The organism is Lwoffella lincolnii (genome assembly GCF_002014765.1).
GTDB lineage: Bacteria > Pseudomonadota > Gammaproteobacteria > Pseudomonadales > Moraxellaceae > Psychrobacter > Psychrobacter lincolnii.
The window spans coordinates 371,638-397,704 of sequence record NZ_MUYT01000004.1; the positions used below are offsets into that span (position 1 = coordinate 371,638).

The 26,067-nt window shown below is 41.0% G+C and carries 25 protein-coding genes and 1 pseudogene; 9 read left to right on the top strand and 17 right to left on the bottom strand.

Going from position 1 to position 26,067, the window contains the following annotated elements:
• Positions 1–10: 10 nt before the first annotated feature.
• From B0682_RS03860 to B0682_RS09770, 3 genes and pseudogenes are all read right to left on the bottom strand, one after another.
• Entirely contained in the window at positions 11–979 is a 969-nt protein-coding gene (locus B0682_RS03860) for a D-Ala-D-Ala carboxypeptidase family metallohydrolase (protein WP_078306747.1), read from the bottom strand.
• Positions 980–1,121: 142 nt separating this feature from the next.
• Positions 1,122–1,311: pseudogene (locus B0682_RS09615) on the bottom strand (RNA-guided endonuclease InsQ/TnpB family protein); the annotation flags it as partial.
• 67 nt (positions 1,312–1,378) lie between these two features.
• Entirely contained in the window at positions 1,379–1,753 is a 375-nt protein-coding gene (locus tag B0682_RS09770; RefSeq protein WP_078306748.1) for an IS1 family transposase, read from the bottom strand.
• Between the two features lie 71 nt (positions 1,754–1,824).
• Here B0682_RS09770 and B0682_RS09485 point away from each other — a divergent pair, with 71 nt between their 5' ends.
• On the top strand, positions 1,825–1,971 hold the full coding sequence (locus B0682_RS09485) for a hypothetical protein (RefSeq protein ID WP_158077858.1): 147 nt from the start codon (positions 1,825–1,827) through the stop codon (positions 1,969–1,971).
• Here B0682_RS09485 and B0682_RS03875 read toward each other — a convergent pair.
• From B0682_RS03875 to B0682_RS03885, 3 genes are all read right to left on the bottom strand, one after another.
• Positions 1,968–2,645, bottom strand: coding sequence for a type 1 glutamine amidotransferase domain-containing protein (locus B0682_RS03875; protein WP_078306749.1), 678 nt, complete (start codon positions 2,643–2,645; stop codon positions 1,968–1,970). The genes B0682_RS09485 and B0682_RS03875 overlap by 4 nt on opposite strands.
• Positions 2,646–2,878: 233 nt before the next feature.
• The gene (locus B0682_RS03880; protein WP_078306750.1) at positions 2,879–3,538 is read right to left on the bottom strand and encodes an NAD(P)H-dependent oxidoreductase; all 660 of its coding nucleotides are present in this window, start codon (positions 3,536–3,538) and stop codon (positions 2,879–2,881) included.
• 105 nt (positions 3,539–3,643) lie between these two features.
• A complete protein-coding gene (locus tag B0682_RS03885) occupies positions 3,644–4,705 on the bottom strand; it encodes an NADH:flavin oxidoreductase/NADH oxidase (RefSeq protein ID WP_078306751.1) in 1,062 nt (353 codons plus the stop codon).
• 321 nt (positions 4,706–5,026) lie between these two features.
• On the opposite strand from B0682_RS03885, the gene B0682_RS09775 reads away from it, so the two are divergent.
• The 8 genes from B0682_RS09775 (at position 5,027) to B0682_RS03930 (ending at position 15,654) form a co-directional block, all read left to right on the top strand.
• Positions 5,027–5,179: a transposase family protein gene (locus B0682_RS09775; protein WP_420845503.1), complete on the top strand. Its 153-nt coding sequence runs from the start codon at positions 5,027–5,029 to the stop codon at positions 5,177–5,179.
• A 228-nt stretch (positions 5,180–5,407) separates the two neighbouring features.
• Positions 5,408–8,104: a class I SAM-dependent DNA methyltransferase gene (locus tag B0682_RS03895; protein ID WP_078306753.1), complete on the top strand. Its 2,697-nt coding sequence runs from the start codon at positions 5,408–5,410 to the stop codon at positions 8,102–8,104.
• A gap of 6 nt (positions 8,105–8,110) precedes the next feature.
• Positions 8,111–10,090 carry a DEAD/DEAH box helicase gene (locus tag B0682_RS03900; RefSeq protein WP_078306754.1) on the top strand — a complete coding sequence of 660 codons (1,980 nt, stop codon included), beginning with the start codon at positions 8,111–8,113 and terminating at the stop codon, positions 10,088–10,090.
• Between the two features lie 12 nt (positions 10,091–10,102).
• Positions 10,103–11,323, top strand: coding sequence for a GIY-YIG nuclease family protein (locus tag B0682_RS03905; RefSeq protein WP_078306755.1), 1,221 nt, complete (start codon positions 10,103–10,105; stop codon positions 11,321–11,323).
• Between the two features lie 166 nt (positions 11,324–11,489).
• Positions 11,490–11,744 (top strand): hypothetical protein, encoded by a 255-nt coding sequence (locus B0682_RS03910; protein WP_078306756.1) that lies wholly within the window; start codon positions 11,490–11,492, stop codon positions 11,742–11,744.
• A 485-nt stretch (positions 11,745–12,229) separates the two neighbouring features.
• Positions 12,230–13,147, top strand: coding sequence for a LysR family transcriptional regulator (locus tag B0682_RS03915; protein WP_078306757.1), 918 nt, complete (start codon positions 12,230–12,232; stop codon positions 13,145–13,147).
• A gap of 263 nt (positions 13,148–13,410) precedes the next feature.
• Positions 13,411–14,553 carry a rod shape-determining protein RodA gene (rodA, locus tag B0682_RS03925; RefSeq protein ID WP_078306759.1) on the top strand — a complete coding sequence of 381 codons (1,143 nt, stop codon included), beginning with the start codon at positions 13,411–13,413 and terminating at the stop codon, positions 14,551–14,553.
• Between the two features lie 495 nt (positions 14,554–15,048).
• A complete protein-coding gene (locus B0682_RS03930; RefSeq protein ID WP_078306760.1) occupies positions 15,049–15,654 on the top strand; it encodes a septal ring lytic transglycosylase RlpA family protein in 606 nt (201 codons plus the stop codon).
• Between the two features lie 32 nt (positions 15,655–15,686).
• Here the strand turns inward: B0682_RS03930 and radA are convergent, their stop codons facing one another.
• From radA to tsaE, 11 genes are all read right to left on the bottom strand, one after another.
• Positions 15,687–17,123 carry a DNA repair protein RadA gene (gene radA, locus B0682_RS03935; RefSeq protein ID WP_078306761.1) on the bottom strand — a complete coding sequence of 479 codons (1,437 nt, stop codon included), beginning with the start codon at positions 17,121–17,123 and terminating at the stop codon, positions 15,687–15,689.
• 91 nt (positions 17,124–17,214) lie between these two features.
• Entirely contained in the window at positions 17,215–17,664 is a 450-nt protein-coding gene (locus B0682_RS03940; RefSeq protein ID WP_078306762.1) for a PACE efflux transporter, read from the bottom strand.
• Positions 17,665–17,714: 50 nt separating this feature from the next.
• Positions 17,715–18,494 (bottom strand): LPS export ABC transporter ATP-binding protein, encoded by a 780-nt coding sequence (gene lptB, locus B0682_RS03945; RefSeq protein WP_078306763.1) that lies wholly within the window; start codon positions 18,492–18,494, stop codon positions 17,715–17,717.
• A gap of 17 nt (positions 18,495–18,511) precedes the next feature.
• The gene (lptA, locus tag B0682_RS03950; RefSeq protein WP_240494868.1) at positions 18,512–19,000 is read right to left on the bottom strand and encodes a lipopolysaccharide transport periplasmic protein LptA; all 489 of its coding nucleotides are present in this window, start codon (positions 18,998–19,000) and stop codon (positions 18,512–18,514) included.
• A 205-nt stretch (positions 19,001–19,205) separates the two neighbouring features.
• Positions 19,206–19,781: an LPS export ABC transporter periplasmic protein LptC gene (gene lptC / locus B0682_RS03955; protein ID WP_158077859.1), complete on the bottom strand. Its 576-nt coding sequence runs from the start codon at positions 19,779–19,781 to the stop codon at positions 19,206–19,208.
• 128 nt (positions 19,782–19,909) lie between these two features.
• Positions 19,910–20,455, bottom strand: coding sequence for a KdsC family phosphatase (locus B0682_RS03960; RefSeq protein ID WP_078306766.1), 546 nt, complete (start codon positions 20,453–20,455; stop codon positions 19,910–19,912).
• A 170-nt stretch (positions 20,456–20,625) separates the two neighbouring features.
• Complete coding sequence (locus B0682_RS03965; protein WP_078306767.1) at positions 20,626–21,603, bottom strand: KpsF/GutQ family sugar-phosphate isomerase; 978 nt, start codon at positions 21,601–21,603, stop codon at positions 20,626–20,628.
• A 47-nt stretch (positions 21,604–21,650) separates the two neighbouring features.
• Positions 21,651–22,253, bottom strand: a complete 603-nt coding sequence (hfq, locus tag B0682_RS03970) for an RNA chaperone Hfq (protein ID WP_078306768.1) — start codon at positions 22,251–22,253, stop codon at positions 21,651–21,653.
• 272 nt (positions 22,254–22,525) lie between these two features.
• Positions 22,526–23,761, bottom strand: coding sequence for a tRNA (adenosine(37)-N6)-dimethylallyltransferase MiaA (miaA, locus tag B0682_RS03980; RefSeq protein ID WP_078306770.1), 1,236 nt, complete (start codon positions 23,759–23,761; stop codon positions 22,526–22,528).
• Positions 23,762–23,802: 41 nt separating this feature from the next.
• A complete protein-coding gene (gene mutL / locus B0682_RS03985) occupies positions 23,803–25,593 on the bottom strand; it encodes a DNA mismatch repair endonuclease MutL (protein ID WP_078306771.1) in 1,791 nt (596 codons plus the stop codon).
• Positions 25,583–26,038 (bottom strand): tRNA (adenosine(37)-N6)-threonylcarbamoyltransferase complex ATPase subunit type 1 TsaE, encoded by a 456-nt coding sequence (gene tsaE, locus B0682_RS03990; protein WP_078306772.1) that lies wholly within the window; start codon positions 26,036–26,038, stop codon positions 25,583–25,585. Before tsaE ends, mutL begins: the two co-directional genes overlap by 11 nt.
• Positions 26,039–26,067: the final 29 nt, after the last annotated feature.

The window sequence follows — 26,067 nt, forward strand, 5'->3', positions numbered from 1 at the left end:
CATGCAACGCTTAGTGATTCGCCAAACAAAATGCCAAGCCTGCCGTATGATGACCGCCCCAAGTACGATACTTAGCGGTGTCAATGTGAATCGCCCCAGTTTGATACAACCCCAAGCCAAAGTTATCCGCTTGTCCTTGATAACGCCAGTATTGGCACAGTGCCGTTTTTATCGCCTGTAACCGTTCGGCATCATATTCATACTCAGGTATCCAAATATCAATGGCTTGATGGTGTTTATGGCTGCTGTTTAATGCCCCACCAGCACAGGCATTGAGTGTTGGATTGCGATAGGTTGAGCGGATTTCACTGCTGTTGGGCAAAATGCCTTGATGTTTTAATTTGGCGTATAGTCTTAATGTCGGTAAGATGTTTGCCCACAGCTCTGGTGGTGGTACTTCAAACTGTTCTTGATGGCACCCTTGCCAATCACGAGCAGTGGTCAATAACTGCCACATCGGTGGCACATCATACCCACCCAGATGCTGTTTTAGATAATTGTGATAAGTTGCCACATCATGGACACGCTGACTGTGCTTGCCATGGGCGTTTAGCCATTGGGCAAAGGCGTGCTGATTTGCCATACCACCCATGTCATTTGCCATGCCGTCATGCTGGTGTGAATGGCTATGTGAATGACTGTGTGAACTGTGTGAATGGACATGGTGTGAATGGACATGACCCACACGGCTGGTCATATCACCATTCATCTCATTTGCCACATCATGTCTGGCATCACTTTTGGCATGATGTCGATAGGCGTTGTCGTGCTGTTGGTGAGAATTTGGGTCATGTTTGGGGTGATATTGGGGTTGGGGGTAATGGTTGGGTGATGAATGGGGTGTGTGCGTGCCAGCACAGCCCATCAAACCAACGAACACGCCCAAACCCACCATGCCAACAGCCATTTTAACACATGATGAACGCTGACATGACTGCCTAATTAATAACTGTTTGGTAGAAGATTGGCTATTTGTCATACTGTCCTATTTGCCCATTTATCGTTTGTTTTGTATCGTTTGGGACATGCCCAGTCTTTTTTTGACTTTCTCTCCTCCCTAACGGTCAAGCCAGACCACAAGAATGTTTTTACTGGCAAACCTGCTTTGCCTTTCGGACTGGGGCATTGTCTTTGACTGGTTGGGTGGTGAATTTATAGATTAAGTCTTGCCTTGTGTTTTTAATCTTAGCATGAATTTCCTTAATACACTGTTTGTTTTTTGGCTTTTTGAGCAACTGCTGGTTTTTTTGCCCGTTTTTGCGTTTGCTTGATTTGTCATTTATCGCCATTTGAGACGGTGGCACTGTGTTTATATGGAATGCAACCGAGTGATTTGTGGTTAGCCTTGGGGTTGTTTTGGCTTTTTGGTACTGTTAAATCAAAATACACAACTCAAACTCCCATTCCACTTAGCAGACAGTAAATTCAAACTGTTTTCTATCATCTTCTCAGATTTAGAATGGCACTTTGACCTTCTTCTAAATCTTGCTAAGAAGTGTCTAATTAAACCGTTATAACCTTCAATGGTAAAAGTTTGAGCTTTGCTAGCTAGGTGTTTGTGTTTTGGCATCAATTCAGCATAAGATTTCCAATAATCACTACAAAATAGCTTGATACTGTTTGGATTTAGGTTGTTGTATAAGTTTTTAAAGGTTTTGGTCTCTCGTTTACCGCATACAAATCCTAAGACTTGTTTTGTTGTTCTATTGGCTTGTGGTGGGTGATTTGAGCATTCTATACGATAACTATGTATTGTATTTCAATTTAACAATACAATGCTAAGTTATTTAACAGGTTGTCAATCTTCCATGTTTGATGCCACCCATGAAAAAATGGATATCAGTTTTTATTGATGAAATCATTCTTAGGCACTCAACTAACTGGGCTGACCATCTCATCAGGTTGATTGATTCTCAAGCAACCATCATGCTCAAGCAATCATCATGGACATGGTCAGCGGTGGTTGATTAAGCGTGTAGTTTTTGGATTAACCGCTTGGCAGTATCTTCAGATGAAGCAGGGTTTTGACCAGTGATTAACAGGCCATCTTCTGCCACATACGATTGCCAATCAGCGACTTTTTCATATTTGCCCCCATTTTCTTTTAGCACATCTTCTAACAAGAACGGAACGACATCCAACAGACCGACGGCTTGTTCTTCGGAATTGCTAAAGCCAGTCATTTTTTTATCTTTAACAAAATATTCGCCATTAATTTTCACATTTTTGAGTGCAGCGGGTGCATGACAAACAAAAGCCACTGGCTTATCGGCATTCACAAAATCTTGAATCAATGAGATGGATTGCTCATCAACTGCCAAATCCCACATTGGGCCATGACCACCTGGATAGAATACTGCGTCATAATCGGCAGCCTTAATATCAGCCAGTTTATGAGTGGTTGCCAACTGTTCTTTGGCGGCAGCATCTTGCTTAAATCGTTCAGTAAATTCGGTCTGAGCGTCTAGCTCATCACTTTTTGGGTCAAGCGGTGGTTGACCGCCAGCAGGGGACGCTAAGGTAATGTCAGCACCAGCATCTTTAAACGCATAATATGGCGAAGCAAATTCCTCTAACCAAAAACCCGTTTTTTTACCAGTGTCTCCAAGATTTTCGTGTGAGGTTAATACCATTAAAACTTTCATCATTTATCCTTATTATCTATCTATATGATTTATTGCAAATTGTGTGATGATTTGTGTTGTTTTAGGTTGTTAATTTTTATGACAGTAAACCTCCTTTTTACCTATTTAACATTGACAGTTTTCATAAAAATTCCTTAATATTTTATTAGGGCATGGCTTAAATATTCCAACAAATATCAAGATGAATGAAAACTCGGCTGTAATAACTCGGTGGTTGTGATAAAAAATTAACACTACGCCACAAATGTAACAACCTCATCAAAGGTCTTGCGTGCTTTGGGCTTAATCTCTTTATCACGATAGCCAAATGTTACCATGACCGACACCGCCCACTCATTTGGGTCAAACAAACCCTCATCTGCCAAAATTTGGTTCACTTGCTTGTAAGCAAAACCCTCAATCGGGCAAGAGTCCACACCAATCATCGCCGCCCCTGTCATCATATTGGCAAGTGCGATGTAGGTTTGTTTGCTTGCCCAGTCATACAAACTGCGTTCGCTGTCTAAGATGGCGATGTCTTGTTCTTGGAATTTTTGGTACACCTCCAATGCTTTGGCACGGTCATCACCCATCAACCCTCGTCTGTCCATGATTTCACCAAAATAAGGCGTGTCATAACGGGCATTTTTCTTGGCAAGTATGGCAACAATGTGGCTGGATGTTTCCATGGTCGGAATGCCCCAGCAGTAAGGCTTTAACTTTTGGCGTAAATCGGCATTTTGTAACACCAAAAATTGCCAAGGCTCAGAACCTACCGAACTTGGGCTTAGACGACCCAACTCCAAAATATAGTTAAAATCCTCGGCAGGGATTTTTTTATCGCCATCATATGAGCGAGTAGACACACGATAATGAAAGGCGTTTAAAACGTCATCTTTGTTAAAAAATTGCATGGTTGAACTCCAAAATAATGAATGATTATGACAATGTATCTAAACACGATTTAAGCATGATTAAACAGCCCAAATCGCCCAAAAATACTGTTCATTGCTAAAAATTTACATAAACCCACGCTCATACTGTCTGGGCACAAACTGCACCTCTTTGCCATCTGAGCGGTTTTGCTGATACTGGACGTTTAGCACCCAATATGGGTCTCGAAGCAGCCCACGACCTATCGCCACAAGGTCGGCATCGCCCATGCCAAGCACATGGTCAGCCACGGCAGGGTCATCTAGCATGCCCACAGCAATCACAGGTTTGCCTGTGGCGTGTTTGACTTTGCGAGCCAGTGCCACCTGATAGCCTGCATAAAACTCAGGGTGCTTGCCCTCACACAATACGCCATCGCCGCCGCCGCTGACATGAAACACATCTGCCCCAGCCGATGAGAAGCGTTTGGTAATCTCCACACCATAATCGCTATCAAAGCCATTTTCTCCATACTCTTGGGCAGAGATACGCACGATTAGGGGCATCTCATCAGGCATGACGGCACGAACAGTGTGAATGACTTGCTCGCCAAACAATAGGCGGTCTTGTCCGTATTCATCGCTTCGTTGGTTGGATTTGGGTGCGCAAAACTGGTGAATCAAATAGCCATGGGCGGCGTGAAGCTCAATTGCATCAAAGCCTGCATTCACCGCTCTTTTGACAGAGTCGGCAAATGCTTGCACCAATGCCTTTATCTCGTCAATGCTCAGCTGCCTTGGGGTGATGAGATTTTGCCCAGCATAGTCAAGCTCACCATAATGAATGGCAGACGGGGCAACGGCATTTGGCTCATCTTGGGCTTTACGGCCTGCATGGGCGATTTGAATGCCAATTTTCGCCCCTTGTGCATGCACGCTGTCCACCAATTTTTTAAACGCTTGTTCTTGCTCATCATTCCAAAGCCCCAAACAGTTTGCCGTAATGCGACCATTGGCAGCGACATTGGTCATCTCAACGATAATCAAGCCCACACCGCCCACCGCTCGGCTGGTGTAATGGAGCAAATGCCAGTCATTTGGCACACCGTCCGTGGCAGAATATTGGCACATTGGGGGCATGACAATGCGGTTTTTTAGTTTAAGATTTTTTAGGCTGATGGGGTTTAGGATTTTGCGAAATGTTGCCATGATTGTCCTATTGTTTTAGATGCTAATTGTTTTAGATGCTAAGTTTTTGATACCAAATTTTAGATGCTGATATTTTAAAAAAATTGTGTTATCATTTCAAATTGATTATTTTAATATGTGCTTATCAATATGGCTGATATCACCATTCACATTTGCCGACCAAACAACATTAGACCTCCTGCAAAACCTTCATGTTACAATACCCTAATTGGCTTTAAACGAGAAGTCTTTAATAATAAGCTTGCTTGTTTAAAACAAACACAAGCGACCATACATCAAAGGGGCAGCAGAAAACTTAAAATTGGCATGCTAAATCTATTAATGGCAACCTTACAGTATCTTAAGGAATATCACACCTATGAGCAGATAGCCGTTGACTTTGGTATACACGAAGGCACCCTTATCCATAAAAGCCATTACTACAAGAAGCCAAAGACTATAATACACTGCTGTCTAAACCATGGGTTAAAGTAGAACATATCTTTGCCAAGTTTACAGCTTTTAAAATATTAAGAACCACTATCGTAAATCATTGGTAAGATTTTAACTTAAGGTGAAGCTTGTTTTGGGTAGATTGGGTGGTTTTTCAGAAAGTTTACTGGAATGTCTGATTCTAATGATAGAAAACTGGTCTCAACGTATTGAAATTGCCCTAAATCAACTTTAGACAGCACATAACACATTTTATTACAAGGTAATCCTATGAGTAGTCACAAAATTGAAAATAACCTTGAGAAAATCATAGCCAATTTAAACAAAGATGAATTTATCTATGAATTTTTGATTGCCTACGGCATTAGTAAATCCGTAGTAACTCGTCTAAAAAAAGGTGACCAAAATCGCTCCAAACGAGAAGATGAGGTGCTATATGCCAAAAAAATCATATTTCGTATTGAGGATGAAAATAATCTTTTAAACGCCATTGATGACATTGCACAAGATGCAGGCGTACAAAAGCATAGCCCACGCTTTGCTATTATGACTGATTTTAAACATTTAGTTGCTAAAGACCTAAAACTTGGCAAGGCATTAGATATTGAGTTAAATGATTTGCCGAAGCACTATGAATTTTTTCTACCGCTTGCAGGAAGTGAGGTTTATCACTCTGCTAATGATAATGAGGCAGATAGAAATGCTGCTTATAAAATGGCAACACTATATGACCATTTGATTGAAGAGAATCCTGATATCTATCAGTCAAAAGAACAAATTCATCATTTGAATGTATTTTTATCACAGTTGCTATTTTGTTTTTTTGCTGAAGATACAGGCATTTTCCCTGATGATAGTATTTTTACCAATACATTAGTTCAACATACTGATGACAACGGTAAGGATACCCATGTATTTTTGGATAAGCTATTTGCGAGATTGGATTCCCAAGATACAACAGGCTTACCTGAGTTTTTGGCTAAATTCCCTTATGTCAATGGAGGCTTGTTTCAAGATAAGATTTCATCACCAAAATTTTCTGCAAAAGCACGCAAAATCTTGGTGGAGCTTGGCGAATTGCAATGGAAAAATATCAATCCTGATATTTTCGGCTCAATGATTCAAGCTGTAACAACTGGCGTGGATAGAAGTAAGCTCGGGCAACACTATACGTCTGTACCAAACATATTAAAGCTTATCAAACCTTTGTTTCTTGATGAGTTTTATGAAGAGCTTGAGAAAGCAAATACGATTAATCAGCTTTTTAAGCTACAAAATCGTATTGCAAATGCCAAGTTCTTTGACCCAGCATGTGGTAGCGGAAATTTTTTGATTATTACTTACAAAGAGCTTCGAGTGCTTGAGATTGAAATTATCAAGAAAATTATTGAGCTTTCAAATGATGCTATGCCCAATGCTTTTGCCTCACAGATTAATATTTCTCAATTTTATGGTATTGAGATTGATGATTTTGCTCATGAAGTGGCGATTTTATCGCTATGGCTTGCTGAACATCAGATGAATATTATCTTTGAAGAGCGATTATTTGATTATGCAGAGGTTTCCTCAATATTGCCATTAAAGTCTATGGGTAATATCAAACAAGGGGATGCCACCCTTATCTCTTGGGAAAAAGTTTGTCCAATTACTCCAACCGATGAGGTTTATATCATTGGTAATCCACCTTATTTAGGGGCTCGCTATCAAAAAGATGAGCATAGGGAACAAATAGAATATTTACTATCTGATTATGAAAATTATAGACGTTTGGATTATATTGTTTGTTGGTTTCATAAGGCAAGTAATTATATTAAAGGACATAATGCCAAGTTCGCATTTGTTTCCACCAACTCTATCACACAGGGTGAGCAGGTTAAGCCTGTATGGTCTAAAATTTTTGAGAAAAATCTTGAAATTAATTTTGCCTACAAATCTTTCAAATGGACAAATAATGCTAAAGGCAATGCAGGAGTTACCGTTATTATTATTGGTGTAAGAAATTGTTCAACTTCGCCTAAATATTTGTTTGATAAAAATATTAAATCAACTGTTAAGAATATAAATGGATATTTATCTGATGATGGAAATTTGAGTGTGTCTTCAAGAACAAAACCATTATCAAATTTTCAGACCATTACTCGTACCAATCCTGCACTAGATGATGGAAATTTTTTATTAGATGAAAATGAAAAATATAGTTTAATTAAACAATGTCCAAAGGCAGAGAAAATTATTCGCCCTGTTGTTGGTGCTCATGAATTTTTACAAGGTAAAAAGAAATTTTGTCTTTGGATTTCAGATGATGACTTACCACTTGCATTATCTATTCAGCCAATTAAAGAGCGAATTGATAAAGTCAAAGCCTATCGATTATCTAAAAAAGACAGACCAAGAAATGACCCCACGACATTTCCACATCGTTTTTTAAAAACCAAATTAGCAAAAGAAAGTGTTTTGTTTGTTCCAACAGTTTCATCTAAAAGACGTGCATATATACCATGCGGTTTTTTTGATAATCAAACAGTAATTATTGATCCAAATTTTGCCGTTTATGAACCAACCCCTATTACATTTGCTATTATATCATCAAGAATGCATATGGTGTGGGTTAGGAAATTTAGTGGGAAATTAAAAACAGATTATAGATACTCCTCTACTTTGTGTTACAACACTTTCCCATTTCCAAAAATTGATAAAAAACAAGAAGAGCTTTTAACACAATATGTCTTCGATATTCTTGATGCTCGGGCTAACCATATCGGTAAAACGATGGCGTGGATGTATGACCCAGATACCATGCCAAAGGACCTAAAGGAAGCTCACCAAGCACTAGACGAAGCTATTGAAAGATGTTATCGCCTACAGCCATTTAATAGTGATAGTGAGCGATTGGAATATCTATTCAAACTTTATGAAAAGATGATTGCTGAAGAGGAAACTCAAAAATCAAGCAAAACAAAAGGATAATGAATTATGCCAGACTTTTTTAAAGCCGAATATCAACAAACAGGTTTAAGCAAAAAAACTGATGACCAAGGCATGCGTGAAATGCAACAAATTGCATTTAAAGCAAACTCAGCCCAATACCTAATTATCAAAGCCCCACCTGCATCAGGTAAGTCACGAGCTTTGATGTTTATTGCACTTGAAAAACTACAAAACCAAGGCATCAAAAAAGTCATTGTTGCAGTGCCTGAACGCAATATTGGTGCGTCATTCAAGGCGACAGCTTTATCCAAAGATGGCTTTTTTGCTGATTGGTCACCCAATCCTCATTATAACCTTTGTACATCAGGCTCAGAAAAAAGTAAGGTATCGGCATTCCTTGAATTCTTGGATTCTGATGAAAAAATCTTGATTTGCACCCATGCCACATTCCGATTCGCCTGTGATGAACTAGATGCAAAACAATTTAATGACTGTCTGATTGCAATTGATGAATTTCATCATGTCTCAGCTGACGGCGATAACCGACTTGGCGAAGTCATGAAAAATATCATGGCAAAATCAAATGCCCATATCGTTGCCATGACAGGTTCATACTTTAGAGGTGATAACGTACCAGTATTATTGCCTGAAGATGAAATTAAATTTACCAAAGTCACTTATAACTATTATCAACAATTAAATGGCTATGAATATCTAAAATCATTAGGCATTGGCTATCACTTTTATACTGGCCGCTATTTCAAAAAACCATTTGATAAAGACATATCAGCATTGGCAGAAATTCTTGATGTCACTAAAAAGACTATCATTCATATTCCTAATGTTAATGCCAATGAATCATCCAAAGATAAAATGGCAGAAGTTGGTCATATTATTGATGTTCTAGGGGATGTGGATTACCAAGACCCTGATACAGGCGTTATCTATGTCAAAAACCCCCAAACTGGCAAAACATTGAAGGTTGCAGATTTGGTCAATGACGAGTCAAAAGACCGTGAAAAAATCTCGACTTATCTGCGTACCCATGCGATGGATGATATGGATGCGATTGATATCATCATCGCTTTAGGTATGGCAAAAGAGGGTTTTGACTGGCCATTTTGTGAACATGCACTTACAATTGGTTACCGTGGCTCATTGACTGAAATTATCCAAATTATCGGTCGAGCAACTCGAGATAGCTCAAATAAAACCCATGCTCAATTTACCAACTTGATAGCAGAACCTGATGCAGAGGGAACAGAGGTCAAAATAGCTGTAAATAACATGCTAAAAGCGATTACAGCATCTTTACTAATGGAACAAGTGCTTGCCCCTAACTTTAACTTCAAACTCAAATCTGAAGACGAGAATGAGGCTGAGAACGATAAGAAAAATGATGACGAGAACACTATTCGTGTCCGAGGATTTAAAACACCAACCTCTCAACGTGCCAAAGATATTATTGAGCAGGATTTGAATGATTTAAAAGCCAAAATATTGCAAGACAATACCATGCTCAAGGCGATGCCTGGGAATGTTGAGCCTGAAGTTATTAATAAAGTCCTAATTCCCAAAATTATTAAAGAAATCTATCCTGACTTGAATGATGAAGAGGTTGAGACTGTAAGACAACACGTTGTACTTGATTCTGTCGTTAAAAATGGTGAAATTGTTGAACAAGCTGATAAAAAGTTTATCAGAATGGCAAACAGCTTTGTCAATATTGATGATATTCATATCGATTTGATTGACCAAATCAACCCTTTCCAAAAAGCTTTCGAGATACTATCCAAGGCGATTACAACCAAAACATTAAAATTAATTGATGACCACATTCAATCTATCAAAGTAGAAATGACCGAAGAAGAAGCACTGTTACTTTGGTCTAAAATAGTTGAATATCGTGAACGAACAGGTGAGTTACCTAATTTACAGTCATTTGACCCAAAAGAAAAGCGAATGGCAGAAGCTATCGTATTTTTGAGAGAGCTAAAACGTAAACGTCAAATGGATGAAAATTAAGGATAATTTATTATGTCAGATAAAAAATTAACGATAGATGATATTTTTAATAATGATACGTTTGGTATCTTGGATACCAAAGCTAAAACCACACAAGTCAAAACTGATGAAGCCCGCCTAATTGATGAGTTCGAAGAGATTAATGTCTTCCTTGATAGCAATCATCGTGAACCTGGTCAAGGTAGTATGTCCGAATACGCATTAATGGCTAGACTTAAAAAAGTTCGTAATGACGAAGATTTTAAGAAAGTGCTTAAGCCTTATGATAGGCATAATCTTTTAGGACATGTGGAAATGGATTCGCCCACGCTAGAGGATGTGCTTAACGATGATTCAGGAATTTTAGATACCTCAGATGATTTATCTATTTTTAAATACCGTCATATCCCCAAAGAAGAGAATAGAGCCAAAACCGATTTCGTGGCTAAACGCAAATCACTGGGTGACAGAGAATTTGCTCCTTACGAAAAAATGTTTCATAAAGTGCATCAAGAAATTAAAGATGGTAGGAGAAGGATTGTTGAGTTTAAAGACGTAGATAGACAATTAAAAGTAGGAAAATTTTATTTTATTGATGGTGTTATGATTTACCTCGCTAAACTAGATACAGAAAAGCGAGATGATGAAAATCTGAGCGTTAATACTGCTAAACGTAAAGATGGCAGAACAATGACAATCTTTGAAAATGGCACAGTCAGTAATATGTATTATCGTTCTGTTGGTAAATCAATTTATGCAGGTGGAGCAAAGATGGTTTCAGACTTAGATGAGGCCGAGCAACTAGACGTTTTCGATAACCTCGAAAATGTAGATGATGAAGATGAATGCTCAGGTTGGATATACATTTTAAAATCAAAGTCTCAACGACCAGAAATTAAAGATATTAAAAATCTTTATAAAATAGGCTTTTCTAGCACGCCAGTTAAAGAGCGTATTAAGAACGCTAAAAATGAAGCGACATATCTTTATGATGATGTAGCAATTGTAGAAACTTATCAAATTTATAATTTGAATGCTAAAAAATTTGAGCAGTTAACTCATAGGGTATTTGCTTCTGCTTGTTTAGATATTGAATTTGATACCAAGGATAATCTACGAGTAAATCCTCGGGAATGGTTTGTTGTACCCAAAAATGTGATTGAAGAAGCTATCCAGTTAATTGTCAGTGGAGAGATTATGAATTATAAATTTAATAATGAACTTCAACTATTAGTTCAAAGAACAGTAGACTAAGAGTATTGATTAATGGACTGGGTATCATTTGTGGTTAAATATCAAAATAAAGAAGAATGGGCTTTTGAATAAATGGCCTATCTAATTTTTTATACTGAATTTAATAATGATATTGGCTTATTTAGATAAATTTCCTGCAAAACCCCTTTCATGTTACAATACCCTAATGAACCATAAAGTATCCACATGCTTATCTGATGAAAAGTTCAAACGCCTAATTGGCGTTAAACAAGAAGTCTTTAATAACAAGCTTGCTTGTTTAGAACAAGCACAAGCGACCATACATCAAAGGGGCAGCAGAAAACTTAAAATTGGCATACTAAATCTGTTAATGGCAACTTTACAGTTGTATTCTGGCAAGCAAAAGTGTCATACAGCCAAAGTACAGTGTATCATCAATCATCACAAGGCAATCTTATAAGTAGACACAAGCATCATTCAAATACATGACTTTAGGTTGTTTAAATTAACACACCCAGATTTAAAAAAGCCAAGTTTATCCTAGCAGACAGTGGCTATCAAAGCATAAAACACACACATACCAATGCCTTTACCTCATTAAAAGCAACCAAGAAATATCCATTGGTATAAGAAGCCAAAGGCTATAATACATTGCTGTCTAAACCATGGGTTAAAGTAGAACACATCTTTGCTAAGTTTAAAGCCTTTAAAATGTTAAGAACCACCTATCGTAAATCATTGGCAAGATTTGAACTTAAGGTGAAGCTTGTGTTTAGGTAGATTGGGTGGTTTTGTGGGATGTCTAATATGTGCTTATCAATATGGCTGATATCACCACTCACATTTTCCGACCAGATAACATTAACATAACACTGATTAACATAACACTGACAGACAACATTGATAAACAGCATTGATATTTTTAAAAAGCACTGAGCGTGTGATATGACCGATATTAGAACCCTAGACCTAAACCTATTAAAAGCCTTTGTTGTGCTCTTAGATGAGTGCAATGTCAGTCGTTCAGCACAACGGCTTTCTATTACCCAACCTGCGATGAGTGGGATTTTGAACCGCCTGCGAGAGAGTTTTAATGACCCGTTATTTGTGCGGGTTCAGCACGGCATGCAGCCCACAGATAGGGCCATTGAGCTTGGGCATGTCGCTCGGCGTGTCTTAGAAGAGATAAGCGGCATGCTTGCCCCGCCCAAACTAGAACCTGCCAATTTGTCCATGACCTTACGCATCGGGGCGATGGATTATGTGCAGCAAATCATCGCTTTGCCCTTGATTTTAAGGCTAAGACGGCTTGCTCCGAATGTCAAAGTTGCCTTATTGCCTGTGCAAGGGCAAAACATCAAGACTTTGTTTGATAAAAACGCCATTGATTTGGCGCTGGTTGGGCAGAATCATATCAGTGATGACATGCCTCAAACGCTATTATATGAAGAGCATTATGTTTGTGTGATGAGCAAAATGCACCCCATGGCAAACACCGCTTTAACGCTTGATGAGTTTTGCAAATTGCCCTTTGCCATGCTCTCTTATAATGGTGGCGAGTTTCGTGGAGCCACTGACATTGCCTTACAAAAGTTGGGGCGAAAACGCAAAGTGATGGTGTCGGTAGACCATATCTCGCTACTGCCACAGCTGTTGAATGATTCAGATTTGGTGGCAGTATTGCCCAAGCACCTTGCCCAAAGATTGCCAAATGTACGCCTACAAAATCCACCCATCGCCATTGATGGTTTTACCATCATGATGACATGGCACGAACGCACCGAACACGACATGGCTCATCGCTGGCTTAGGAGCATTGTGCTTGATGTGATGAAATCGGATAAAGTGGTCAGTCAATCATAAGATAGAATACTTTTGCCTTTGGCACTTGCCATATGAACCAAGTCATAACCCATTGCTCTAAATGTCAATCTATTCATCTTTTCAAGGCAGGGTTTGTTTATGACAAGCGAAGACATGAATGTAAATTTATCTCCCCCTATCTTAATGTCCCATTTATCGTTAAAATAACCACCATGGTCTCGGTATGATTGCCCAGGCACTGGTGTCTTTTTTTTGCTTCTTTTACGTCTGTCTTTTTTGCTTTGATTTATCAATGTTATCCCATGCCCATGCAACCTCAATATCGTTTTTCTCGCAGCAGTCACCACTTTGGTGGTGCTGATGAACCCAGTATTTGGCAAAAAATTCATGTTGACCCTTGGTTAACTTTGCTGTTGCTTAGCATCTGCTTTATTGGCTTGAGCATTTTATACAGTGCATCGACCCAAGACATGAACATGGTTACTCGACAAATGGTCAGTTATGTAATTGCCTTTGTGGTCATGTTTGCCATGGCACAAGTACCACCCAGCATTTATAAGGCCTTGACCCCCATTTTTTATGTCATGGGCATCATCTTGTTGTTGTTGGTTGAAATTATTGGTGAAGTCCGTATGGGAGCTCAGCGGTGGATACGCATTCCTGGCTTTGGCAGCGTACAACCATCTGAGTTTATGAAACTGGGCATGCCAATGATGTGTGCATGGTACTTATCAAGGCGTGATTTACCACCTAACTTGGTGAGTGTGTTCACCACCCTGACCATCATCATCGTACCTGTGCTATTGATTGCCAAAGAGCCAGATTTGGGTACGTCCATTTTGGTGGCTTCCAGTGGCATATTTGTGTTGTTTTTATCAGGTTTGCCTTGGTGGATGATTGGCACTGCCGTGGCAATATTTGTGCCATTTGTGGCAATGGCTTGGGAATTTTTATTACATGATTACCAACGCCAGCGAGTCATGACGTTATTAAACCCTGACACTGATGCGTTAGGGGCAGGTTGGAACATCATTCAATCAAAAACCGCCATTGGCTCAGGCGGTCTGACAGGTAAGGGATATTTGCAAGGCACGCAATCGCATTTGCATTTTTTGCCTGAAGGGCATACTGACTTTATTATTGCCGCCTTCTCTGAAGAGTTTGGATTATTTGGGGTCATGCTGTTGATATTTATGTACGCTTGTTTGTTGTTGCGAGCGTTACACATCTCTTTTGTCAATCCTGATACTTATGGCAGGCTGTTGGCTGGGGCGATAGCCATGTCATTTTTTGTCTATGTGTTTGTCAACATTGGCATGGTGGGTGGCATTTTACCTGTGGTGGGCGTGCCGTTGCCGTTCATCAGTTATGGCGGTACTGCGATTATCACGCTCATGGCAGGGTTTGGATTGTTAATGTCCATTCATACCCATCATACAAAATAAACACAATTAAAAATAATGGCTTAATAGCCATCTTTTATGATGTTTGCCTAATGACTGATGGTTAAGAACAGCGATGGTTAAGAACAGCAAAGCATTCATGGTGATTTGCTGACGACCACATCGAACAAAAAACAGAACAAAAAACATCAAACAAAGAAATTTAACAAAGTAAACGGCATTGATTATTAAGTTAAATTATTAAATTAAGACAAATGCCATTTAATTTGTCAATATTTGTTAATTAAATGGGTCATTTTGCCCATTTTATCCCTCACAAATGCCCTATTAACCCTTTGTTGTTGTTTTTTGATGGCAAATACGCTACCCTTTACTCACTTTTTTGTTGGCTTTTTTCTGTTATCTTGTTTATTGACAACCATTTGTGCCATTTTTTAGCATGACTTAATATCGATTTAATCGCAATATTGATTAAATTTTCCTAACAAATTTTTCTTAATAAGTCATGCTCACAACTCACAACATGAGGTATTGACCATGAGATTTATCACGTCTGGTTATCTTGCTTTAGGATTGGTTGCTGTCAGCATGTCCGCTCAAGCCGCCACTCATCACAACATGGATACACAAGCAGTGATTGACTCTTCGCCAAATATCGAAAAAGTCTTAAAAAATTTACAAACCCAGCACGACCAAGCATCATCACTGATAAAATCTGCCAGACAGCCCTTAGAGCTGTCTTTAGAAAGCCCACTATTAGCAACTGCCCAAAGTTCTGCCACGGTTAGCCAAGAGCAAGATGTGTTAGAAAAATTAACCGCAGTCGCTTCCAATACGGTGAATAAGTTTAGCCAATCAGGTTTGGCTTCTTGGTATGGCAGTAAGTTTCATGGACGTAAGACCGCCAGTGGTGAGCTGTTTGATATGAATGCCATGACTGCTGCTCACCGCTCACTTAAGCTTGGTAGCTATGTCAAAGTTACCAACAATACCAACGGCAAAAGTGTGGTCGTAAAAATCAACGACCGTGGTCCTTACCATGGCAGTCGAGTGTTGGATTTATCCAAAGCTGCTGCCAATAAACTGGGCATCATCAGTGGTGGGGTGGGCAATGTTACCATTGAAAAGGTCAGTGGGCCTTAATTGTTAATGAGTTAATCAGTCAATGTTGTTAATTAGTCAATATTAAAGGCTTGCTCCATCGCTTCATATAATCTATCAACCGCATAGATGCTGATGCCTTTAAATTGGTCAAATTGTGCCTTTGGGGCATTTGCCTTAGGAATGATGGCATGGGTAAAGCCATGTTTCATTGCTTCTTTTAGACGTTCTTGGCCATTTGGCACAGGGCGAATTTCACCAGACAATCCCACTTCACCAAACACCGCCAGCGATGTGGGCAATGGCTTTTCTTTAATGCTAGACGCACAAGCCAGTAACACCGCCAAGTCTGACCCTGTTTCTAACACCTTCACACCACCCACCACATTGACATAAACATCTTGACCACCAGTATGCACGCCACCATGACGGTGCATCACCGCCAATAGCATCGCAAGGCGTTGATGGTCAAGCCCCAATGCCATGCGTCTGGGCTGTCCTTGAGCATTGTCCACCAATGCCTGCACTTCTACCAACAATGGGCGAGTGCCTTCACGGCTGACCATCACCACCGACCCTGCGATGGGTTTATCATATCGGCGTAAAAAAATGGCTGATGGGTTCGCAATTTCTTTTAATCCCATGTCAGTCATGCCAAATATGCCCAGCTCATTAACCGCCCCAAAGCGATTTTTTACCGCTCGTATCATGCGAAAACGGCTGTCAGACTGCCCTTCAAAATACAATACCGTATCTACCATATGCTCAAGTACACGAGGTCCTGCCAATGCCCCTTCTTTGGTAACATGGCCCACCAAAAACAATGCGGTGCCTGTCTGTTTGGCATAGCGAGTGAGTATGGCAGCTGATTCTTTAATTTGGCTGACACCGCCAGGGGCTGAGCTGATGGCATCGGTGTACAGTGTTTGAATCGAATCAATCACAGCAATGGCTGGCTGTTCTTGAGTCAAGGCATGACAGATGGTCTCAACATTGGTCTCAGCAAGCACCATTAAGCGGTCGGTGGGCAAACCTAACCGCTGAGCACGCATGGCAACTTGTGATAAAGACTCTTCACCAGTAACGTACAAGCCACTGCCTGCCAGTGAATCGACTTTAGCCATGGTGGTGGCGATTTGTAACAAAATGGTGGATTTACCAATACCGGGGTCGCCACCAATCAGCACCACAGAACCTGCAACCAACCCACCACCAAGCACTCGGTCAAACTCACCGATACCAGTGGGTAAGCGAGTGTCCATGGTAACACTGACGGCATTTAACGCAATAATGCCACTTTGTACCCCAGCATAATTGCCTTTGTTGCTGTGTTTGTTATTTTGCTGGTTACTGTGTGCGGTACGGGCGTTGGTTTTATTATGGTGAGGCAGGCTGACATTGGGGGCTTCAACCAGTGAGTTCCATTCACCACAATCACTGCATTGCCCTGACCATTTACCAAAGTGAGCACCACAGTGTTGACAGACATAAGAAGATTTGGATTTGGACATGACACTCCTAAGATAGATTGCCTTTAATTCACTTATTTTTTTAATTTGCTGACCAGTTTAGTCGCTTGTCTTTATGGTTAACGTTAAATGGTTAGCGTTGACAGCACTTTGCTCTAAGCACATCATATACCCAATAAAACCCAAAGCCATATGCCAATACCAATAACGTCAAGGAAATATCCAACACAAAAGCTTGCCAAAGCCCAATGCCCATCACCCACATCACAAGCGGCAAGGTAAAACACAACAAGCCAGCTTCAAATCCCACGATATGAAGCACACGCAACCACACTGGGCGAGCCAATTTATCACCAACAAAGCACTTATCAAACAATAAATTATAAATAAATGTCCAAATCATCGCCATGAGCGAAATACCCATCAACATCAACAACACCTTGCCATCATGGGTTGATTGCACATGGGCTGATTGCGTCTTTTGTAAAGCAAAAAAGCTGAGTAATTTTACCCAGCCCAATGATAACAAAATCGCAAGCGTCTCAAACAATACCGCTTGTAAAATGCGTTCTTTTATCGTCATAAACGTTCATTATCAATCATCGTCATCAATGCTTGTCATCAACAACACCGTCAAACCACAAAATCTTCACCTAAATAAACTTGTCGTACCAAATCGTTTTGCAAGATGTCATCGGCTGAGCCTTCGGCAATGATTGTCCCTTCACTGACAATATAGGCTTTTTCACAAATTGCCAACGTTTCTCGCACATTGTGATCGGTAATCAACACCCCAATACCTCGCTGTTTAAGTTGGGTAACCACTTCTTTAATATCACCCACAGAAATGGGGTCAACACCAGCAAATGGCTCATCAAGTAAGATAAATTTAGGATTGGCAGCCAACGCACGGGCAATCTCACAACGTCGCCGTTCACCACCTGACACGCTCATGCCCATGGAATGACGCACATGCTCAAGATGAAACTCAGCCATCAACTTTTCCAACGTTTGCTTTTGTTCGGCTTTATTTAAATCTTTACGAGTCTGTAAAATCGACAGGATATTGTCTTGAATGCTCAGTTTGCGAAAAATAGAAGCTTCTTGTGGTAAATAACCAATGCCATGACGGGCCCGCTCGTGCATGGATAAATGTGATAAACTCGTGCCAGCACCATGCTCAGAGTCCATCAACAGCACTTGCCCCTTATCCATTGGCACAAGTCCAACCACCATATAAAAGCTGGTGGTTTTGCCTGCCCCATTAGGACCTAACAGCCCCACCACTTGACCTTGACTTAACTCAAAGGACACATCTTTGACCACCCAGCGTTTGCCATATTGCTTGGCAAGATGACGAATGCTCAATTTGCTGATGGACTGATTGCTGATGAATTTGGCATCGCTTGTCATGTTGATGAGTGCCTTAGTTAGCGAATACTTTGGCGGTTGGTGGCTTCATTGGGTGGAAACACCAACTCAACCCGATGACCGCCACCAGCGGTTGCTTCAACATCGCCTGCTTTTAGGCTGTAGCGGATTTGGTTGCCTGAAAAGCTTGCCCCATTTTGGTTGAGTTTGGCATCACCTGTTAAAGTAACGATGCCTGTTACGGTGTTGTAGTCAATCTTATGGGCTTGTCCTTTAGCAAGTCCCTTATCTTTAGTAACGACTTGTTCCATCGTGGCAGGACGACCTGTGGCAACGGCAGAATCGATACTGCGGTTTTGTGACAGATGAACGGTGATGTTATCGGCAGTCATTTTAAATGTGCCTTGAGTAATGATGACATTGCCACTGTAACTGGTAACACCTGTGCTTTGTTTGTAAGTTGCCTTATCTGCCAATAAACGAATGGGTTGGTTGGCATCAGAGGGCAATGCCATCGCACTGATGGAAATACTTGATAAAACGGCCATACTTGATAAGCCAGTCGATAAAAACTGGCGACACAAACAGAACAATCGTAAAAAAAACGCTCGCAAAAATTCATTCATATCATTTACTCAACTTGCTCAAGTAAAGCAATTTGGCTTTATCAATTTGTCAATCACATCAATTTGTCAATCATCAATCAGTGTCTTACTGGCATTGACCTTATGTGTATCGACCTTATGTGTGTATTTAAAACAAGCTCTTATTTTGTCTGGGGCTTGGGTCAAACATCACTTCAATTTGCCCAAATTCAAACTCACCTGTGTTTAAGTTCGCTTGCATCGTCCCTGCGGTAAATGTGTTGTTGCCTTGGCTGATCTTAACGGGTTGATGACTGGTCAGCAGTTTATCTTTGCTGTTGCCCTCAAGACCATCACCCACCACCACGATATGTTGTTCACCGTTGGGCAGAATACCCATCAGCTGAAACCCTCCTGATATCTGTAAATTTCCCGTTTGCTGGTTCATGGTTGCCCTTTGGGCAGTCAGCTCATAAGCCTGCTCACCAGAGGTTTGCCAATCCATTTGCAACCCCTGAATACCATCAAGGTGGGTCTGCTCATCACGGGTTATTGACTCAGCTTGCAGTTGATATTCAGTCTCGCCAGCATCATTGGTTTGCATCGCTTGTATGTCGGTAACTTCAGTATCCACATTATTTTGGCTGATGCCCACTGGTTGTCGCATCTCCCCCACATCGTTAAATATCCAGACCGCAACGATGGCAATCAAAACCGCAATGATAAAAAAATATTTGTTATTCACAGTGTTTGGCTTATCAAAATCAATGAACTCACATGACCCTACTATTCATTCAATACCATCAATACCATTTATTTAATTAAATTTAATTAATCAAACATTTAATTAATCAAATTTTACAATCAAAACCATCATTCAAATTTTGCAATAAAATCTTGATAATGACCCGTGGCTTTTAATATCAAGTCGCACACCTCTCTGACCGCACCTTCCCCACTTGTGCGAGTGGTTACCATGTCCACTCGGTTAATGACTTCACGATGAGCATTGGGAACAGTGGCAGCAAATCCCACTGCCTGTAAAGCCTTGATGTCAGGCAAATCATCACCCATATAAGCACATTCATTAAGGCTGATGGGGCTGGACAAATTTGCCAACAACGCTTTACTTGCCAGCAATTCTTTTAGGGCAGTCAATTTGTCATCACGCCCTTGTAGCACATGGACAATATTAAGCTCATCGGCTCTTTTGGCGACCATGGGGCTGATGCGTCCTGTGATGATGGCAACGTGAATGCCATACTGATGCAATGCCGTGATGCCCAGGCCATCTTGCACATGAAACTGTTTGCTCTCAACACCATTGGCATCAAAGATAATCTTGCCATCAGATAAGATACCGTCAACATCTAATACCAACAGCCTAATGTTAGCGGCTTTTTTTAATAAATCTGTCATGGCAATCTCTTTGGCAATGTTTTTTAGTTAGGGATTTTTTAGTTAGGGGTTTTTGGCTTAAGTTTTGTTTTTCTTGCTTAAGTTTTTTCTAAGCAGACATGGGTTAATGGGTTATTTTATCATGGGCTAAAATCAATGGCTGATATTCATGAATGACCAAACGGCTCACGCTAGCTAACCCCAGCTTGCAACAAGTCATGAATGGTGATGATGCCCAATAAATGTGCCATATCATCTAAAATCAACAGCTGACTGATGCCCTTTTCATTCATAATGGACAGAGCATCAGACGCACGAGTGTCTTTATTGACACACTTTGGCTCTTTGGTCATGATGTTACAGATGTGATGGTCAAGCTGAAGATTGCGATTAAGACTGCGACGCAAATCACCATCAGTAAACACGCCAACCACTCGGTTATTGTTATCAGTAATGACCGTCATTCCCAGTCGTCCACTGGTCATCTCAAACACCGCATCTTCCAAACTGGCATGTATTGACACCACAGGCAAATCATCACCTTGGTGCATTAAATCCGCCACAGTCAAGAGCAACTGACGCCCCAATGCCCCAGCAGGATGCGACAAGGCAAAATCTTCTGACGTAAAATCACGCGCGTGTACCAATGCCACCGCCAACGCATCACCCAATACCAATGTGGCTGTGGTGCTGGAAGTAGGGGCAAGCCCAAGGGGGCAAGCCTCTTCAGACTTGCCCAAAGTCAACGCAATGTCTGCTTCTTTGGGCAAAAATCCGCGCAAATCTCGACTGATGCTGATTAACGGAATGTTCAGTTTTTTTACCACGGGGATTAAGGTTTTGATTTCATCAGACTCACCTGAGTTAGAAATCGCCAACAACACATCACCTTTGACCAACATGCCTAAATCACCATGCCCAGCCTCCCCTGGGTGCATAAAAAAAGAAGGCGTTCCTGTTGACGCAAAGGTAGCAGCCATTTTGCGGGCGATATGACCTGATTTGCCCATGCCTGTTACCACCACTCGACCTTGACAACTCAAAATCGTTAAGCAGGCCTGTTCAAAACGCTCATCAATCTCCTCTGACAACAAGGACAAGGCAGATTGCTCCTTTTGAATGGCTTCTTTGGCATGGCGGATAAGATGGTCAGTATGGCAGGCGCTCATTGGGCATTAATCTCAATCATCAGTCATCAATCATTAATCATCAGTCATTAATCTTCATCATCTTCGCCATTAAAATCATTGCTACTTGTCTCTTGAAAGCCTTTGCCCTCAAGGCGACTGGCATTGACATCAAATGGTTGATTAAATCCTCGCTCTTGACCAAAGCCACCATCAAACTTGCGATTATCAAGTTTACGTTCTTGAGCAAAACCCCCACGGTCAAAGCCACGCTCTTGGGCAAATCCACCTCTCTCAAAGCCACGCTCTTGGGTAAAACCGCCACGATTAAAGCCACGCTCTTGGCTAAAACCACCACGGTTAAAACCAGCATCATCGGCTTCACTTTGGTAAGCGCCATAGCCACCACTTTGATAACCAGATGATGACATCGCTGATGACTGAATGGTCGATGATTGCATGCCCATGGGTGAGGTGCCAGCGTTACGAGGGTTGCGTGCAGGGACAACGGTAGAGATGGCGTGCTTATAGACCATTTGACTCACGGTGTTTTTAAGTAGCACCACATATTGGTCAAATGATTCAATATGACCTTGTAGCTTGATTCCGTTTACCAAGAAAATAGAAACTGGAATGCGATCTTTACGCAAACTGTTTAAAAAAGGGTCTTGCAAGGTTTGACCTTTTGACATTATTATTCTCCAACATTGGACGATTCATATTCTAAAAGATGGCAACTTTAAAAGATAACAACTTTACTTTAAAAGACAATAACAACACGCTTACCTTGTTCCGTCAACGCTTAACATCATCTTATGACATGATGATGGTAACAGTGATGATAAAAATGATAAATAAAAAAATGATAAATAAAAATGGTAGGAAAAAACCGACCGCTCATTATAATAAGCGTCTTTAAAAATTCTTTAGGGTTTTCATTAAAAAATTACCCAAATATCAACCTTTAACATAATTTTTGTTGTATTTGTTCTATGGACGTAAACGTCATGATGGTTTTTATGCCGTCATGAACAGACATGGCATCAGATGACATAATCAGCTTGTTTAACCAAGTATATTGTCGCTTTGCTAATTGCCTTGTGGCATATAATGCCTTATTTTTTATATCTTGACAAGCCAACACGTCATCAGCAGTGATGCAAGGGGGATTTGACATGTTTGGCAAGCCTTTAAAATGGGCCCGATGATGTTTTAACAGCTCAGATAAATCATGTTCGTTCAGATGCTGGTCAGTGGGCAGATGCGTTAATAACCACTGAATGGGCATCAGCTGTGTCATGGTATCTGATGCGACCAATAACTTGCCTTGTGTGTCTGTCCAAATTAAGCCCAACTGCATTAAGCCATCTATGGCTTGTCGATAACCCACACATCGCATCGATGGTAGGTTATTGTGTAATGGGTATTTTTGGATTAACCGCACCACTTCAAAAATCAGCCCCTGTTGCCACATTTGCTCCAATCGCCTTTGGATACGCTCATATAACCACGCTCGCTCAGGAATCACCGCAAGCCCTAGCCATGCTTGATTTGGTTGATTTGCCAATGCCATTTTGGGCAGTTGTTGCCAATGGCTGATGGGTTTATTCGTCTGTTCATACACTTCAATCGCACGAGTGATGCGTTGGCTGTCGGTGGCATTGAGCCTATGAGCGGTGATGGGGTCAATGGTTTGTAAATATGTATACAGATTGGCCAAACCTTCTGTTTTTAGCCACTGGGCAACTTTTGTACGCACTTCAGGCTCACTGTCAGGCACAGCGGATATGCCGTCAAATAACGCCATATAATACATCATCGTGCCACCCACCAAAAAGGGCAGTTTGCCGCGCTGATGGATTTGCTCAATCAATCTTTGCACATCTGCCACAAAACTCGCCACACCATAGCTGTCAGTGGGTGGCATGATATCAACCAAATGATGCGGATAACGCATCAGTTCATCAGCCGTTGGTTTGGCAGAACCAATATTCATATCTTGATAAATCAATGCCGAGTCCACTGAGATTAATTCAAAACGACCTGTCTGATAAAGCTGATGGGCAAAGTCAGTTTTGCCACTGGCAGTCGGTGCAAGTAAACATAACACCGCATTGTCTTGTTTAATAAAGTCCTTTAGCCCATCGACTGGTAAGGAAGTATTGGCGGTCAGTAACTTGGTAACATGATGGTTTGTCATAATAAAACTGTCAAAATAAACGCTGTCTTATGATTAACCCATTAATGAACTGTGTTTTGTATCAGCAACTGATGCAATGTTGCTTCACCAGTTAATCTGGCAATCAAACTTTGTGAATCATGACAGTTTTGCGTCAATATCAATGTTTGTTGATGCCATAATAATTGCCAAGGCACATGCTCTGTCGGTAATCGCAATCGTTTGTCATTAATGAATAATAAAGAATGATTCATTTGATTTTGCCAAGAGCAGTCAATCAACCGCCATACCCTATTGATGACAAGATGAGACAATAAGCTTGCACTTAGCCGATAAATCACACTTAATGCGATGGGGTCATCATCAGTGTTTAAAGGATTAAAATTAACTGAATAGTTAAGGTTAGCTGAATAATGAGAGTTAATTGGTGAATCAGACACATGACTCAGCTGATAGATGGCATGTGGGCTATTGACTTGAGCCATACCAGATGGTCGTTTGTCATATGACTTAGAGAAATTAGATGACTTAAAATAACTGCTTTGTGCAGGTTGGCTTATCAGTGTGCGAGTTTGTTCTAAAGCAGATTGTGGGGCAGATTGTGGCGGTATGTCCGATGTTGTGTTTGGCTGTTGTTTTGGCTGAATTGATGGTTTGCGTGAATGTTGTTTATTTGAATGTTGTTTGTGTGGCTGTGGTTGGCAAAGTTGCGTTTTATCAAGCTGATTTAAACATTTACTAAGACAATCATGCAGATGGGTATTGATGACACTTAATGCCTGAATATGAATGGTTTGCTTACTTGGGTGAACATTCACATGACAAAGCTCAGATGGCAACACAAAATAAACAGCATAACTGATGGATTCGGCATCAACGCCTTGTGCGGTTAGCGTTTGGCGAATTTGTTGGCTGATGCTGGGCAATTTAATCAAGCGGTGATTGACGTATATCAGACGCTCACATTTGGCGGTTGTTGACTGCCAAAGCCAGCCCACAAGATATGACGATTCATCAGTATTTTTAGAGAGGCGGGGTAAATAAGATGATAATGGGTGATAAAAGGGCAACAAACGAGCCCAGGACAAATCCAAAACCTGTTGTAAACGGGTTAAATAAGCAGTAAATGCAGTAAACAATGTGCCTTGCTGATGCTCATCAATCATTGGACTTAGGCAGTTGATGTGTTTTTGATTGTCAGTGTGTTTTTGATGACAAGTGAGCGTAACCGCTTGTAGTTGTTGTCGGCATTTGCCATCATGATACAAACGTAAGGTCATGGCAGGATAAGCAGTGGCAATGCCCTTAACCACCGTTTCAATGTGTTGGTACTCTGTGGCGATGTTTTTAAGATTGGCACGGCGAGCAGGCACATTAAAGTATAAATCTTTGACCGTCACTTGTGTGCCACGTTGATACACACAAGGCACAATGTCAGGCGTATCACCAATCACCCCAGTAACCAGCAGTCTTCTCCCTACCCCTGTGTCATCGGCACTGCTGATGATACAGACTCGTGATACCGCCACAATAGATGCCAATGCTTCACCCCGAAAGCCTAACGTGGTAATCCCATGCAGGTTTGCCACATCAGCAACCTTGCTGGTGGCATGACGAGTCACCGCCATGCTCATGTCTTCAGGCAAAATGCCTTGTCCATTGTCCACCACTTCAATCATACCCATACCACCTTGAGTGATGCGAATTTCAATCACATCTGCCCCTGCATCAATGGCATTTTCAAGCAACTCTTTCACCACTGATGCAGGGCGTGTAACCACTTCACCTGCTGCCAGTTGATTGATAAGCAAGGGTGAGAGTTTTTCAATACGATTGGGGCGATTAGGTTGCAAAATGAATGGTCACTTCTCGATGGTTAGTTTGGGCATCATTCTCAAGGCGTTTAATATCAATGATGACATTTGGCTTGGTCAAATAACCTTCGGCACGGCTTGCCCATTCAATAATCACCAGTGAGTTTGGTTCATCTTGATATTCATAAAAGCCAATAAAATCCAATTCTTCCGGGTCGTCTAATCGGTATAAATCGGCATGATAAACAGGCTTGATTGTGCCATCTGCTTGGCAAATTCGATATGGCTCAACCAGTGTAAAAGTTGGACTTTTCACCGCACCAGCATGCCCCATTGCTTGTAACCAGTAGCGTGTGAGCGTGGTCTTGCCTGCCCCCAAATCACCCGATAGCCACACACTGCCTGTGATGTTCATTTGAGCAAGATCATGGGCCAGAGCTTGAGTGTCAGTTTCTGATGTGAGAATGAGCGTTTTATTGACCATTTAACTTGTATTAACTTTAATTTAATTGA